Raw genomic sequence first — 14,239 nt, 5'->3', positions numbered from 1 at the left:
GGTCACGCGCTGCGGCCGGGCAATTCAACTCTGTGGGAGGGCACGGCCGTCGCGCAGTGCTCCGCGCTCGCTCAGCCGATTGTAGGTCCAGCCAACGGCATAGACGATGAGGGATGCGAGAGCTGTCGTGCAGACCAGCCCCGTGCCCACCGTGCCGATGTCCATGGCCCAGGACAAGGTCCCAAGGTTCGCGTGCATGATGGCGGCGAACATCGCGAGGCTCGGTCCCGGAAACAGTGCGACAACTATCGCGCAAAGGGCGTAGAGCGAGGCCGTGACCAGCGCCGTTGCGAGGGTGAGCGCCTTGACGTCTAGCTTCATGGGTTTTTCCTTTCAGGGATACACTCTGCACTCGTCGTACCAAGTCGAAGTCCGCGCCAGCCAGCGGCGGCACCGAAGCCCGCAGGCGAAATCGGAGGGACCCTTCGCGCCCGCAGCCGCTCGGTGTGACTCGACGAGTCACGCCCGTGACGTCGCGGGTCACCTCGAGGCTCGTTTCACGTGCTCCAGACCGAAATCGGTCGCGGGCACGCTCGTTGCTGACGACCCGTCCGATGTCCGACGCGATCCACATCTCCGGTGCCGGGCCTGCGGGACTGGCCGCCGCGATCACCATCGCTCGCGCGGGCGGGCGGGCCGTGGTCCACGAGCGCCAACCGGGCGTCGGGATGCGATTTCACGGCGACTACCAGGGTATCGAGAACTGGACCCACGACGGCGACGTTCTCGAAGAGCCTCGCCGGCATCGGGATCGAGCCGGAGTTCGACGCCGCACCGTTCCGGGAGCTCGTGCTGTTCGGGCCGAGGGGTCGACAGCGATCAGTGCGCTCCAGCACGCCGCTGCTTTATCTGGTGAAACGCGGGACGGGACCGGGGACGCTCGACGCGTCCCTCGCCGAGCAGGCCGTCCGGCTCGGGGCCGAGCTTCGATTCTCGGATCGAGTTCGCACTCTCGAAGCAGGAGGTATCGTCGCCGAGGGTCCGCGCTCGACGGACGCCATAGCGGTCGGGTACGTGTTCGAGACATCGGCGGCGGATGGCGCCTACGGGGTCGTGTCGGACGAGCTCGCCCCAAAGGGCTACGCCTATCTCATCGTGCATGCCGGGCGTGGCACGCTCGCGACCGTGCTGTTCGAGGACTTTCACTCGGAGCGCACCTATCTCGAGCGCACCGTCGAGTTCTACAAATCCCATGTTGGGATCCCGATGACGGATGTCAGGCGCTTTGGGGGTCGGGCGAACGCCCATGTCCCCTGCCAGGCGACACGAGGCAAGCTCCTCTATGTCGGGGAGGCAGCCGGATTCCAGGATGCACTCTGGGGCTTCGGGATGCGCTACGCGATGCTCTCGGGTCACCTGGCGGGGCGCGCACTCGTCGATGCAGACCCGGCCGCCTACGACCCTGCCTGGGAAGCGCGGCTCGGCGGCCTTCTGAGGACTTCGGTCGTCAATCGCTACATCGTCAATCACGTCGGGAAGCTGGGCTACTTGGTGGCGCTCGCGCTCGCGGCGCGCTCCTCCGATCTGAGATCCTGGCTTCACCGGCTTTACGCCCCGTCGTGGTGGAAGCTCAGCCTGTTTCCGCTGGCACGCCGATGGGCACGACTGAAGCCTCCGGTGGCGGCGTGTGTGGTCGAAGGTTGCGCGTGCACCTGGTGCCGGTGCCAGCACGACGCTGAGAGCGACAGCGTGAGAAGTCGGGCACTCGACGAAGATACGTCGTAACTCAGCGCCTCTTCGCGGCGCTCGCCAGTCGCTCGGCGCGGGCGAGGACTTCCCTGGCCGTCGCGCGATCGGCGGCCTGCACACTGACGGCGAACCCGACGCCGGTTGATGCCACTTTGGCCGAAACGCCCCGGAGAACCAGCGGGCAATCCGGCATTTCGGGCGCAACATGACCGAGGGCTGCGTTGCGCGCGAGATGGCAGTCGATGACACGCTGAAGCCACTCCGCCGTCATCCCCGACACGGCGCGAAACGTAATCACCGCGCCAACCGTCTTGTCCGCGTCCGCTGCGGTGTCGCCGGCCAGATCCGGAACAGTGAGTCTCTCGACGCCCGCGATGTCCTCGGTATGGGCGAACGGACTCACGTCGCGATCACCAACTGCGAGGCCGGCGCACGATTGGGCTTCGGCACGGCGCAGCGCGTCGGACGCGGCCCGATGGTCGGCGGCATGTTTACGGTGGAGCTCCGCCTGTGCGAGATGCTGCTCGGTCGGGTTGGCAACCCAGCCCCAACATACGTCGAATGGCTCACGTACGGCGGGGTCGGAGCATCCGTTCTTGTTGGTCGAAGCGCCCGGGTCGTAGCGCTCTTCGTGGGCACGCGCGGCTTTCTCTTCCCGATCAGCCTGCGCCGCATGCTCGACCGCGCTCATGTCGTGCGCGCCCGCGCCTGGTGTCGATGCGCAGCCAACCAAGAACACACCCACCATCACACCCATTGCTGATCGCTGGAACATGGCTGTTTCCTTTCGTCTCGGCTTTGGCGTCGCAATGCTCGTGCCAAGCGCCCCGCGAGCTCGCGGGGACGCAGAGCCGGCCGAGCACGTCATCGGCGGCACGGAATCTGCTCATTCGGAGTGGACGCGAAGAAGCTCCGTCTCGCGAGCGGAACGCAGGATAGAACCCCATGAACGACGACTGCTCGGCACAGCTCCACCCACAGAGGAAACAACGGCTCACCAGGATCGTCGCCGAGCACTCGGTCGTGTACGAGGTCTGGCCCGCTCGAATTCCGACCTCCGGTGGCGGACGAACGATCGGCTACGACGTGTCGCTCATTGGTCTCTATCCCGTCGGCGTGCGAATGCTGCAGCCCGGTTGTACGAAGTGCCAGGCGATCTGGAGCGACCTGGGCGAGCTGGCCCACGCGTCACTCCCCCGCGCCAAGTGGGGAGCCCGCTTCGTCGTGCGCCCCTTCGATCACTCACTCCACTACTACGGCTCGACGGGGGCAGCTGGCGAAGTGGAGCTCGTGATCGAAGTGCGCCATCGCACCGACTACAGCTCAGAGCTCGACGACTGTGAGGACGAGTGTCTCCGACGACTCGTGGCCAATCTGCAAGGCCTCGGGATCTCCCGGCGGCGCGGGGTGTGATCGATGGGCCCGCCTTTTGCGCTGGCGTGACCGCGGCGGTCACGCCGGGCCGAGGGCAACGCAGCGTTGCCCCAACGTGTGTGCCCGCGCACGTTGTCGGTACGGCACTTGCGTGTGCCGTCGCGTCGGGCGTCCCGACACGACGGAGAGAACGACCATGAAACAATCGATCTGGGCAATGGCCTTGCTCGCCACCGCGCTTGCCACTGCCTGCGGAGGCGGCTCTGGCGCAAAAAACGCCGGCGACCATGACCGCGTCGATCCAAGGGAACGAGCCGCCCGGGAGCCGGTCGAGAGAGCCGAGAAATCAGAAAAGTCGGAGCGGCCCGAGAAGCCGGAGAAACCCGAGAAGTCGTCCGGCGGACACGACCATCACTGACTCCTCGCATGCCGGGCCCGGCACCGTCTGCGCCCACCCAGCACGGCGGGAGAAAGGCGATTACTCTGCGGTCGTGTCCGCACCGCCGCTCCGCGCGCTGATCGAACGCTGGCGCCAAGATCCGTCCGGCGCGTACCTTGGCTGGTTCCTGTGGGAGGAGCGGCTGAAGAACTTCCGCTCGATCCGCCGCGGGATTGCTGAGGTCGTGCGCGAAATCGAGACGGGGACCTTCGGCAACGCGTACCGGGGCTCTTCACTCGAGACGGTCGTCGGCTCGATTGCAGAGCAGCGCCAGATTTTTCGTGGCGCCGACCACGCGTTCCTGTGGAAGCCCAAGCTGCGGATCCCGGACATCTACGAGTCACCCGATAACCAGCGAGCTTTCGGTGCTTTTTTGTCGACCTGCGTCTGTTGCTCGGGCGGCGACGCTTTGGTGCTGGCCATTCAGCAACTCGACCACAAGCGGATCAAGGGGCTCGGTCCGGCTGTCGCGAATCTCCTCTACTTCCTGCACCCCACCGAGATGCCTCCGTTCAACACCGCGATCGTCAAGGGCTACAACGCCCTGACGGGAGCACGCGTGAAGCTCGGCTCGTGGCAGGAGTACCTGGCGATGCGAGCGGGAGTTCTCCGGTTGAACACCGAATATCGCGCTCTGCTGTCCAATGACCTCGGCGCGGTCGGCGGTTTGTTGTTCGATGTCGGGGCCGGGCGCTACGCGCCACCTCCGCGGGACGGCGACGAAGCCGCAAGGAAAGCCTGGGAGGCCGACCTGGCGAAAGTTCGCGAGGAGACGGCTCGGGAGCGCAGGACCCACGCAGCAGCCAGCCAGAGCGATCGCACCCACACCGAAGTGCAGGGATGGCTGCGCGACCTGGGCCGCGCGCTCGCGTTCGACGTATGGATTGCGTCGAACGATCGCAATCGGCCGTTTGGGGGCGGCAGGTTGGGTGACGGTTGCCTGGAGGCCTTGTCGCCGGAGGTGATGGGCACGCCCGGCGCTGACGCCGTGCGACTGATCGACGTGTTGTGGCTGGATCCGGAGTCCGGAAAGGTGCGGGCTGCCTTCGAAGTCGAGCACACGACGTCGATTTACTCGGGCATCGTGCGGCTGCTGGATCTGGCGCTGGGCGGCTCCGGAGACGCGACGCACTCGTTGTATCTGGTGGCCCCGGACAGCCGCGAGGACGAGGTGCGAGCGCAGCTCCTGCGGCCAGCGTTTCGTCGCGTCGCAGATCTGCACGTCCGATATCTTCCGTACAGCGAGCTCGAAAAGAACCGGGAGGCGATGGCACGCTTCGGCGCCGGGCTCAAGGCGATCGAAGCCGTCTCGCGGGTCATCGTCTGAGCGTAACCGGGTGCGTCGTCCAACTTTCCCGCACCAGGTCACCGCGTGACCCAAACGGTCTCGGTATGACCTGTTCAGTCACATTTCAAGCCCGCTGACGCCGCCCTGGACAACCTCCGCGGGTCGCGCTCGCGGCGCGCAGCGGACCTCGGAATCCGAGTTCTGTCCACATTCGCGTGGCTTGCCCGCAAATGCCAGCCCGCTCGCCGCGGAGGACACCGCGGGTCATGCGGCCGAGCCCGCGTTCTCGTGAGTGCTGGTCCGCCGCTTGCACAACGCGGGTTCGCAGAGCATCTCCGAATGGTCAACACGTGTCGTCGCCTTCGGGCTCTATCGCTGGGTATTTGTGCTCTGATCGTGGCGTGCGTTCCGACCCGCCACGCTGCCGATGGCCGGAGCCCGTCGCTTTCAGCAGGCGAGCTGACCGAGGCGCCGCCCGCAACACCCGAACCAGCGCAGTGGGCGGCCGAGCCTGGGTCGTCTGCTTCGAGTAGCGGCGACGCGGCCAAACAAAGCGAGGGCGGCGCGGCGGCGGGACCACGACCCGACAGCGGCCGCGTTCTCTCGCGTGCGGCGCTGATTCGAGCAGTAATCGCGCGCAATCCGGAGATCGTGGCTCGCCGGCAAGCTCTGCGCGCAGCTCGCGCGCGCCGCGCGCAGGTGTCTGCCCTCGACGACCCGGAGCTCGCGTACGGGTTCGCTCCCGGGACCATCGGCACGGGCACGTTCGGACAGACCGTGCAACTGAGTCAGCGATTCCCTTGGCCCGGAAAGCGCGCCAGCCTCGGCGAGGGCGCCGAGCGCGAGAGCGATGCGGCTCGACACGACGTGCGCGCCACGGAGCCGAGACCGCGCTCGAGGCTTCGCTGCTCTTCGACGACTACTATCTGGTCCACCGCTCGTTGGAGGTGAACGAGCACCATCAGCATCTGCTGCAAGAGCTCAAGAGCAACGCCGAGGCTCTGCTCTCGGTGGGTCGGGCGTCGCTCCAGGATCCGCTGCAAGCGGAGGTGGAGCTCTCACGGCTCGTCGAGCAGGACGCGACGCTGGGCTCGGATCGCGGGGCCATCATCGCGAGCCTAAACGGACTCTTGCACCGCAACCCGAACGAACCCCTGCCGCCGCCCGCGAGCGCTTTCGCGCTGAGTCTGGAGGCGCCTCCCTCGGAGGCGGAGTTAATCCGTATCGCGCTCGCTGCGAGCCCGGAGCTCCATGCGCTGCGCGCACGAGTGCGGTCCGCCGAATCTCTCTCACGCTATGCGGAGCGGGAGTACTACCCGGACTTCACGCTGATGGCCTCGTACAACACCATGGTCATGCCCGACAGTCGGTTGATGCTGGGCATTTCGGCGCCTATCCCGCTGCAACGCGGGCGGCGCGGTGGAGCGCTGGACGAGGCGGAGGCGCGCATAGCGGAGGTGCGAGCGGAGGGCGCGAGACTGATGGACCGCATCCGCGTCGAGGTGAGCGTAGCGCGCCAGCGTCTAGTCGAGACCATCCGGGTCGTGAAGATCCTGGAGGGGAGAGTGCTGCCCGTCGCCAGAGCGCAGGTGACGGCGGCACGCGCCGACTTCGCGCCCGGGCGAACGAGCTTCCTGGCGGTCGTGGACGGCGAGCGAAACCTACGAGATGCCGAGCTGTCACTCCACGCCGCTGTCGCTGAGCTCGGCAAGCGGCGCGCGAGGTTGGACCGTACGCTCGGCCGCGTTCCATTCGCCACGATGGAAACGAGGGGGCGATGAGCACTCCGCCTCCTGCCGCACCAGGAACCGAGCCGCCGGACCCCGACGCGCCACGCGAGCCTTCCCTTCCCCGCGAGGCTGCGAAGCCCGAGGCTGCCGCGCCGGACGCTGCGCCGCGCGAGCCCGTCCCTCCCGAGCCCCCGCCTCCCCCTCCGGTGGCTGCGGGCAGCCCGCGCCCGCCGCGGACCTTCGGCTGGTTCAGCCTGATACTCGTTGCGCTGCTCTCGGCTGCCGTGGCGGGTGTTGGCGGCTACTTCATCGCGCACCGCCCTCACGCTTCGGACGCATCGGATGATGCGACCACGGCGCAGTACCAGTGTCCGATGCACCCGACCATCGTGCAGGACCATCCGGGGGACTGCCCGATTTGCGGCATGAAACTGGTGAAGATGGGCCCCGCAGGCTCTGCGGCCGCCTCCGGGAACAAGACGATCAAGTTCTACCGCTCCCCGATGGATCCAAAACAGACCTCACCCGTGCCCCGAAAGGACGAGATGGGCATGGACTTCATTCCGGTCTACGCGGACGACGACGTTGCCAACGACGCGCCGTCGGTCGAGGGGCTCGCCACGGTCGACATCGACCCTTCGCGGCAGCAGCTCATCGGACTCAAGACCGTGGCCGTCACGCGCGGCAAAGTGAGTGGCAGCTTTCGCACGGTCGGGCGGGTCGCGACCGACGAAACGCGGGTGCGGCATGTCAACGTCAAAGTTCCGGTCTACGTCGAGAGGGTCTACGTCGACTTCGTCGGCAAGCCGGTGCGGAAGGGCGCCGCTCTCTTCACCGGGTACAGCCCCGAGCTCCTCGCTGCCCAAGAAGAGTATCGGATCGCCCTGTCCACCCGGAAGTCGCAGGGCGCCGCCTCGGCCTTCTCCGTCGACAGCGCCGGATTGATCGCGGCATCCCGGCGAAAGCTGGAGCTCTGGGACGTCCCGAAGTCCGCGATCCGGCGCCTCGAGCAAGAAGGGAAGCCCCTGAAGACGCTCACGTTTCACTCACCGATCGCGGGCGTCGTCATCAAGAAAGACGTCGTCGAGGGCATGAAGCTCGACGAAGGCGCCATGCCCTACGAGATCGCGGATCTGTCGCGTGTGTGGGTGCTGGCGGATATCTACGAGAGCGATCTGCATCGCGTCAAACTCGGCATGCAAGCCAAACTCACGCTGAAGGCGTACCCAAACCGGGTCTTCGAGGGCAGCGCGACCTTCTTGGATCCGGTGCTCGATCCGGTCACGCGCACCGTGAAGCTTCGCCTGGAGTTCGCCAACGCAAACGGGGATCTCAAGCCGGCGATGTTCGGCGAAGTCGTGCTCGAGAACGCCGAGCGGGACGGCCTACGGATCCCCGAAGACGCGGTGATCGATTCGGGCAGCCGGAAGGTGGTGTTCGTCGCGCTGCAAGCCGGCAGGTTCGAGCCACGCCAGGTCTCCCTCGGCGATTCTGACGGCAGTGGCGTCGAGGTCCTCTCCGGTCTCACCGAAGGGGAGAAGGTAGTGGTCCGCGCGAACTTCTTGGTCGACTCCGAGTCACGACTCCGGGCCTCGCTCGCCGCTTTGTCCGCGCCGGCCGCCACCGCGTCGGTGGCCCCGATGCCGAGTGCCGCCCCATCGGTCGCCGTGCCCACGCCAACGAGCAGCCGAGCCGCCCCTGCGCCCCAGCGAGTCCCAGCGCGCCCGAAGGCCACCGCGGAGCAGCCTCCGCAGTATTCGTGCCCGATGCACGCCGAGGTCACGGACACCAAGCCGTCGCGCTGTCCCAAGTGCGGCATGTTCCTCACGCCCAGCGAACACAAGGCCGAATGACGCCGGAGCACCGCGGGCCATGATCAAAGCCATCATCCGTTTCTCGGCGGAGAACAAGTACCTGGTCGTAGCGGCCGTGCTGGTAGCCCTCGTCGGTTCGGTGTGGTCGATGCGAAGCATCCCGCTCGACGCGCTGCCGGACCTGTCCGACACGCAGGTCATCGTCTACTCGAAGTGGGACCGCAGCCCCGACATCATCGAAGATCAAGTCACATACCCGATCATTACGTCCTTGCTGGGCGCTCCCAAAGTAAAGGCCATTCGCGGCTTCTCCGATTTCGGCTTCAGCTACGTGTACGTGATCTTCGAGGACGGCACGGACATGTACTGGGCTCGCTCGCGCGTGCTCGAATACCTCTCCAAGATCACACCCCAGCTGCCGCGCGACGTGAAAACCGAGCTGGGTCCGGACGCCTCCAGCGTCGGCTGGGTCTTCCAGTATGCACTCGTAGACAAGACCGGCCAGCACTCGCTGGACGAGCTCCGCTCGTACCAGGACTGGTACCTGCGCTACGCCGTCCAAAGCGTACCGGGTGTCTCCGAGGTAGCCACGGTCGGCGGGCAGGTGCGCCAGTACCAGGTGACCGTGGATCCCAACGCGCTCGCTGCATACAAACTGCCGCTCGAGGCGGTGATCGACGCGGTCAGAAGCGGCAACAACGACGTTGGCGGCCGGCTGGTCGAGATCAGCGGCCGCGAGTACATGGTCCGCGGTCGCGGCTACGTCAAAAAGATCGACGACATCGAGCGCCTCGTGCTCCGGGCCGAGGGCGGGACCCCGGTTTTGGTCAAGGACGTTGCCAAGGTGGCGCTCGGTCCGGAGCTGCGTCGCGGTATCGCCGACCTGGACGGCCAGGGTGACGTCGTGGGCGGGATCGTCGTGATGCGTTCAGGAGAAAATGCGCTGAACGTCATCAACCGCGTGAAGGCAAAACTCGACGATCTGAAGCCGTCGTTGCCCAAGGGCGTCGAGGTCGTGACGACCTACGACCGCTCCGAGCTGATCGAGGCGGCGATCACCACGGTCGAGGAGAAGCTGATCGAGGAGATCATAGTCGTCTCCATCATCATCCTGATCTTCCTCTGGCACATTCCGTCCGCGGTCATTCCCATCGTGACCATTCCGGTCTCGGTCGCCCTGGCGTTCATCCCGATGTACGCGATGGGGTTGAACGCAAACCTCATGTCCTTGGCAGGCATCGCCATCTCCATCGGTGTGCTGGTGGACGGGGCAATCGTCGAGGTGGAGAACGCTTACAACAAAATCTACCATTGGATACAGGACGGCAAGCAGGGCAGCTTCCACCATGTGCGACTGGACGCGCTGCTCGAGGTCGGCCCAGGCGTATTCTTTTCTCTGTTGGTGATCGCCGTCGCGTTCATGCCAGTGTTCACGCTCGTGGATCAGGAGGGGCGACTCTTCCGGCCGCTTGCGTACTCGAAGAACCTGGCCATGGCCATCGCGGCGTTCCTCGCCATCACGCTCGACCCAGCGATGCGCATGATGTTCGCCCGAATCGACGACTTCACTTTTCGTCCGCGCTGGCTGGCCGGACTGGCTAACCGGATGCTCGTCGGCAAATACTACTCGGAGGAGAAACATCCCATCTCGCGAGTGCTGCACCGCCTGTACGAGCGGCCTTGTCGGTGGGTCTTGAAGTACCCGCGTCTGACCATCGGTCTCGCGCTGGCGGCGATCCTCACGTCGATTCCGGTGTACCTCCAGCTGGGTTCGGAGTTCATGCCACCGCTGCGCGAGGGCACGATCCTCTACATGCCGTCAGCCGTCGAGCCTGGAATGTCAGTGGCCGAGGCGCAAAAGGCGCTGCAAGTGCAGGACAAGATCTTGATGCGTTTTCCGGAGGTCAAACGCGTGTTCGGCAAGGCAGGGCGCGCCGACAGCTCGACCGATCCGGCTCCGTTCACCATGATGGAGACGACCATCATTCTGAAGCCCGAGGTTGAGTGGCGGGAAAAGCCGCGCTGGTATTCGAGTTGGGCGCCCAAGTGGCTGAAACCAGTGCTGCGTCCGTTCTGGCGCGATCGTATCTCTCAGGAGGAGTTGGAGAACGAGATGAACGCCGCGCTTCAGCTTCCGGGCATCTCCAACGCCTGGACCATGCCCATCAAGGGCCGACTGGACATGCTCTCGACCGGCATCCGTACGCCCATCGGCATCAAGGTGAGCGGCGCCGATCTCGGCACGATCGAACGCGTGGCGCAGGAGGTCGAGGGTGTGATCAAAAAGCTGCCGGGCACCCGCAGTGTGTATGCCGAGCGGGTAGCAGGGGGCTATTTCGTCGATTTCGTGCTCAAGCGCGATCAGCTCGCGCGCTATGGGATGAGTGTGGACGACGCGAACATGATGGTCATGACGGCGGTCGGTGGGGACAACCAGTCCATCACCGTCGAGGGGCGCGAGCGCTACGGAATCAACGTGCGCTACGCCCGGGACTTCCGCGAGGATCTCACCAGCCTGCGGCGGGTGCTGCTTCCCCTCCCCAGCGGTTCCGGCCAGATCCCGATGAGCGAGATCGCCGACGTGAAGTTGGCCAACGGTCCCGCGATGATCCGCGACGAGAACGGGCTCCTCGCGGGCTACGTGTATGTCGACTTCGACACGTCGAAATACGACGTCGGGGGATACGTGAGCGAGGCCAAAAAGGCGGTGGCGGCCGGCGTGTCCCTGCCCACTGGCTACAACATGATCTGGAGCGGTCAGTACGAAAACATGCTGCGCGTCAAGGAGCGAATGAAACTGATCCTTCCGCTCACGCTGGTGTTGATTTTCGCGCTGCTCTACCTGAACACGAAGTCGACGGTCAAAACGCTGATCGTCATGCTCGCGGTGCCGTTCTCGGCGATCGGTGCGGTGTGGATGCTCTGGGGCCTCGGCTACAACGTGTCCATCGCCGTCTGGGTGGGCATGATCGCGCTGATGGGGCTCGATGCTGAGACCGGTGTTTTCATGCTGCTGTTCCTGGACCTGTCGCATGACGAGCACAAGGCCAAGGGGCTGCTGAAGACACGCGAAGAGCTGGTCGAGGCGATCATCCACGGCGCGGTCAAGCGTGTCCGTCCCAAGGCAATGACGGTCTGCGCCGCGATGATTGGTTTGCTGCCGATCATGTGGTCCACCGGCACGGGCGCCGATCTGATGAAGCGCATCGCGGCGCCGATGATTGGCGGGCTCGTGACCTCGTTTCTGATGGAGCTCCTCGTGTACCCTGCGGTGTACTTTCTCTGGAAGAAGCGACACCTCGAACCGCACCCCACGGTCACTGCACCTGCGGTTTGAGGGCGAGCACGAGAGACGTGGCGTGACCGCGTCCGTCACACTCGATTCGGCCGCCGACCCTGCATTGCCAGGTTGTGTGGGCAGTGGTAGCGACGAGGCATGCAACAGCCGAAGTCTCAGATTGGCCGCTTGGTGCAGGCTGGATTGATTGCTGGCCTGCTCTCGAACTGCGGTGGATCGCCCGCGCCGGAAGCGGCGGCGCCCGCAGAGCCCAGTCCGGCTGAGGGGAAGCACCAATGCAAGGCCGGGCATGGGTGTGGCGGAGAGAAGATGGACATGCACGAGGACGCGGGCGGCGGCGCAACGCCTCACGTTCCCGAGTAAACGGGAGAGGTAGAGCGTGCGCGTGGGGCGCGCCGGGGGCGCTTCAGCAGTCGCGCTCGCGTTGCGCGACAGGGACGCCTTGGGGTCTCCATGCTAGAGCCGCCGGATGCGCGTTGCTGCAATCACCCTTGGGGCGCTCTCGATCTTGGCCATCTCCTGCTCGACGAACGGCAGCAACACAAGCGGCGGCGGGACGGGCGGAACCGCAGGCGCGAACACCGGCGGCGCCGCTGGCGTCGCGGGCAAGCCGAACGTTCCAGGGGCGCCCATCGGAACCGGAGACGAATCGCCGTCGTCGGTGCAATTGACAGTGGTCTACGAGTCCCCTGTCCCGCGCAGCGCGACGGATCTGGCCTTTCATCCGACGCGCGACGAGCTCTGGGTTCTGCTCCGCAACCCCTACCAGGGCGACCCGTGCTCGAGCACGGACAAGACCGGGTGCGCCTCACTCCGGGGCAGCGTGGCCATCGTCCGAGGTGCGACGGGCCCCGCGCCGGAAGCGGAGTGGAAGCAAGATCCGAATGCTGCGCACTTCATGCGCCGCCCAACGGCGTTGGCGTTCGGCACCGAAGGCACGTTCGCGACCTCCGCCGAGGCACGCACCGGAAACCTGGAAGACGACCCGCAAAGTTACATCGGCCCAACTTGGTGGTCGTCGGATCCCGCGATCTTCGCCAAACAGCTCCCCGGGCAGAATGGCTCCCACCTGGACATGCTTCACGCCTCACCGTTCAGCATGGGCATCGCTCACCAGCGCGACGCCATCTTCTGGGTGTTCAACGGCGACGTCGGCTCGATCGACAAGTACGATTTTCGGCAGCCCCACGAACCGGGCGGAGCGGACCACTCGGACGGCGAGATCTACCGTTACGCCCTCGGCGAAGTCGCGAGACTACCCGAGGTGCCCAGCCACATGGTCTTCGATGCTGCCGGTGACATCTTGTACCTCGCAGACTCCGGAAACGGCCGAGTGGCCCGCCTCGATACGACCGCCACACCGGTGTTTGGTGGCGAGTTTCCCGTTTACGATCCGGTTGCCGTCCACGACTACGAGGACGGAGTGGACGTGGTGGACGTCATGCCACCCGGGACTCTCGTCGCGCCGAGTGGCATCGCGTTTCACGAGGGTTTGTTGTTCGTGACCGACAATGCGACGAGCTGGATCTACGCGCTGGACACGTCGGGCGTCATCGTGCGCAAGCTGGACACCGGTCTCCCGCCGGGAACACTTGCTGGGATCACCATCGGCCCGGACGGGAAGGCGTACTTCACCGACCTTCTCACCTCCGCCGTGCGGCGTATTGACCCGACGTAGGCGTGACCCCAGACCGCCTGCCAGCACGCGACGCAGTCCGGCTATCGACCCCCGAAAGGGGCAGCGGGCTCCTTGCGGACAACCACGATGATGTGCCGATTCTCCACGACCCTCGTCCTGCTCGCGGCGGCGTGCGCGTGCGCGTGCGCGTGCGACAGACAAGAAACCAAGATTGGCTCCACGGACACAGCGAGTGCGAGCGCACAAGCGGTCGTCAGCCCGCCGGAGGTTTCGGCACCCCAGCCCGCGGCTGAAGCCCCAGCGCCGAGCACGACGGGGAGCGACGCCGCTCCCGCGAAGGAAGCGCCCCACGAGGGGGTTACGGCGGCTACCGCATCCGGCCAAGTCCGCGTCTCGGCCATCAAGGCCGGAAATTTCAGGCTTTGGGTGCTCGACAAGCACGACGCGATTGCGAGCATCGAAGGCATGAGCGCGCGCTTGAGTTTGGCGATCCCAGGCTATCCCGAGGTTCGTTTGGAGTCCGAAGGGGACCACTTTCAGGGCAAAGGGCCTGAAATTTCCCGCGACCATGCGCTGGTCACGCTGCGCTTGGAAAAAGACGGCAAGTCCGACACTGCGCGCGTGAAGCTGCACCTGGAAGAAGGCCCAGTCGGCCACCACCACGGTGCCAAGTGATCTCGCGGACCGACGGCCCGACAGCCCGAACCTGCAGGGAGCCGCAAGGCGGCTGTCCCGAGTGGCGCTCGGTGCGGCGAGCACCGCCGCGCTGGAATCCGGCGGGCTGGTCGAGCTGCGTGAGCAACGCGTTCAGGCGTTCGAGCGCGAGTACCTGACCAACCTGCTCCGCGCGCTCGAAGGAGACGTGGCCGCGACTGCTCACGAGGCACGGTTGCCACGCGCAACCCTGTATCGATTGCTGAAGAAATATGACCTGAGCCCAGCGAAATTCAGGCTCTGAAGACCGTGAT

The 14,239-nt window shown here is 65.7% G+C and carries 13 protein-coding genes; 11 read left to right on the top strand and 2 right to left on the bottom strand.

Annotated features, from left to right (window positions below):
* Positions 1–24 precede the first annotated feature (24 nt).
* Complete coding sequence (locus IPI67_24105) at positions 25–321, bottom strand: hypothetical protein (protein ID MBK7583264.1); 297 nt, start codon at positions 319–321, stop codon at positions 25–27.
* A gap of 501 nt (positions 322–822) precedes the next feature.
* On the opposite strand from IPI67_24105, the gene IPI67_24100 reads away from it, so the two are divergent.
* Positions 823–1,725: a hypothetical protein gene (locus IPI67_24100; protein ID MBK7583263.1), complete on the top strand. Its 903-nt coding sequence runs from the start codon at positions 823–825 to the stop codon at positions 1,723–1,725.
* Between the two features lies 1 nt (position 1,726).
* Here the strand turns inward: IPI67_24100 and IPI67_24095 are convergent, their stop codons facing one another.
* Positions 1,727–2,380, bottom strand: coding sequence for a hypothetical protein (locus IPI67_24095; protein ID MBK7583262.1), 654 nt, complete (start codon positions 2,378–2,380; stop codon positions 1,727–1,729).
* A 254-nt stretch (positions 2,381–2,634) separates the two neighbouring features.
* Between IPI67_24095 and IPI67_24090 the strand changes: the two genes are divergently transcribed.
* The 10 genes from IPI67_24090 to IPI67_24045 all read left to right on the top strand — a co-directional run bounded on the left by IPI67_24090 (position 2,635) and on the right by IPI67_24045 (position 14,229).
* A complete protein-coding gene (locus IPI67_24090) occupies positions 2,635–3,102 on the top strand; it encodes a hypothetical protein (protein MBK7583261.1) in 468 nt (155 codons plus the stop codon).
* A 157-nt stretch (positions 3,103–3,259) separates the two neighbouring features.
* Positions 3,260–3,481, top strand: a complete 222-nt coding sequence (locus tag IPI67_24085) for a hypothetical protein (protein MBK7583260.1) — start codon at positions 3,260–3,262, stop codon at positions 3,479–3,481.
* 73 nt (positions 3,482–3,554) lie between these two features.
* A complete protein-coding gene (locus IPI67_24080) occupies positions 3,555–4,829 on the top strand; it encodes a type II restriction endonuclease (protein ID MBK7583259.1) in 1,275 nt (424 codons plus the stop codon).
* A gap of 761 nt (positions 4,830–5,590) precedes the next feature.
* On the top strand, positions 5,591–6,571 hold the full coding sequence (locus IPI67_24075) for a TolC family protein (GenBank protein MBK7583258.1): 981 nt from the start codon (positions 5,591–5,593) through the stop codon (positions 6,569–6,571).
* Positions 6,568–8,373: an efflux RND transporter periplasmic adaptor subunit gene (locus tag IPI67_24070; GenBank protein MBK7583257.1), complete on the top strand. Its 1,806-nt coding sequence runs from the start codon at positions 6,568–6,570 to the stop codon at positions 8,371–8,373. The genes IPI67_24075 and IPI67_24070 overlap by 4 nt, the downstream gene beginning before the upstream one ends.
* A gap of 19 nt (positions 8,374–8,392) precedes the next feature.
* Positions 8,393–11,671, top strand: coding sequence for an efflux RND transporter permease subunit (locus IPI67_24065; protein MBK7583256.1), 3,279 nt, complete (start codon positions 8,393–8,395; stop codon positions 11,669–11,671).
* Positions 11,672–11,770: 99 nt separating this feature from the next.
* On the top strand, positions 11,771–11,995 hold the full coding sequence (locus IPI67_24060) for a hypothetical protein (GenBank protein MBK7583255.1): 225 nt from the start codon (positions 11,771–11,773) through the stop codon (positions 11,993–11,995).
* Between the two features lie 106 nt (positions 11,996–12,101).
* Complete coding sequence (locus IPI67_24055) at positions 12,102–13,310, top strand: hypothetical protein (protein ID MBK7583254.1); 1,209 nt, start codon at positions 12,102–12,104, stop codon at positions 13,308–13,310.
* 387 nt (positions 13,311–13,697) lie between these two features.
* Complete coding sequence (locus IPI67_24050; protein ID MBK7583253.1) at positions 13,698–13,946, top strand: hypothetical protein; 249 nt, start codon at positions 13,698–13,700, stop codon at positions 13,944–13,946.
* 61 nt (positions 13,947–14,007) lie between these two features.
* Entirely contained in the window at positions 14,008–14,229 is a 222-nt protein-coding gene (locus tag IPI67_24045; protein MBK7583252.1) for a hypothetical protein, read from the top strand.
* Positions 14,230–14,239 lie beyond the last annotated feature (10 nt).

This window comes from Myxococcales bacterium, assembly GCA_016706225.1.
In the GTDB taxonomy this organism is placed as follows: Bacteria; Myxococcota_A; Polyangia; order Polyangiales; family Polyangiaceae; genus JADJKB01.
Note: the sequence above shows the minus strand (reverse complement) of the source record. Positions and strands in the feature narration are given on the sequence as shown.

What these genes read in the sequence shown, in the direction of transcription:
- IPI67_24085 (MBK7583260.1), top strand. Translation starts at nt 3,260, where the DNA reads ATGAAACAATCGATCTGGGCAATGGCCTTGCTCGCCACCGCGCTTGCC.
- IPI67_24090 (MBK7583261.1), top strand. Translation starts at nt 2,635, where the DNA reads ATGAACGACGACTGCTCGGCACAGCTCCACCCACAGAGGAAACAACGG.
- IPI67_24060 (MBK7583255.1), top strand. Translation starts at nt 11,771, where the DNA reads ATGCAACAGCCGAAGTCTCAGATTGGCCGCTTGGTGCAGGCTGGATTG.
- IPI67_24065 (MBK7583256.1), top strand. Translation starts at nt 8,393, where the DNA reads ATGATCAAAGCCATCATCCGTTTCTCGGCGGAGAACAAGTACCTGGTC.
- IPI67_24095 (MBK7583262.1), bottom strand. Translation starts at nt 2,380, where the DNA reads ATGAGCGCGGTCGAGCATGCGGCGCAGGCTGATCGGGAAGAGAAAGCC.
- IPI67_24055 (MBK7583254.1), top strand. Translation starts at nt 12,102, where the DNA reads ATGCGCGTTGCTGCAATCACCCTTGGGGCGCTCTCGATCTTGGCCATC.
- IPI67_24105 (MBK7583264.1), bottom strand. Translation starts at nt 321, where the DNA reads ATGAAGCTAGACGTCAAGGCGCTCACCCTCGCAACGGCGCTGGTCACG.
- IPI67_24070 (MBK7583257.1), top strand. Translation starts at nt 6,568, where the DNA reads ATGAGCACTCCGCCTCCTGCCGCACCAGGAACCGAGCCGCCGGACCCC.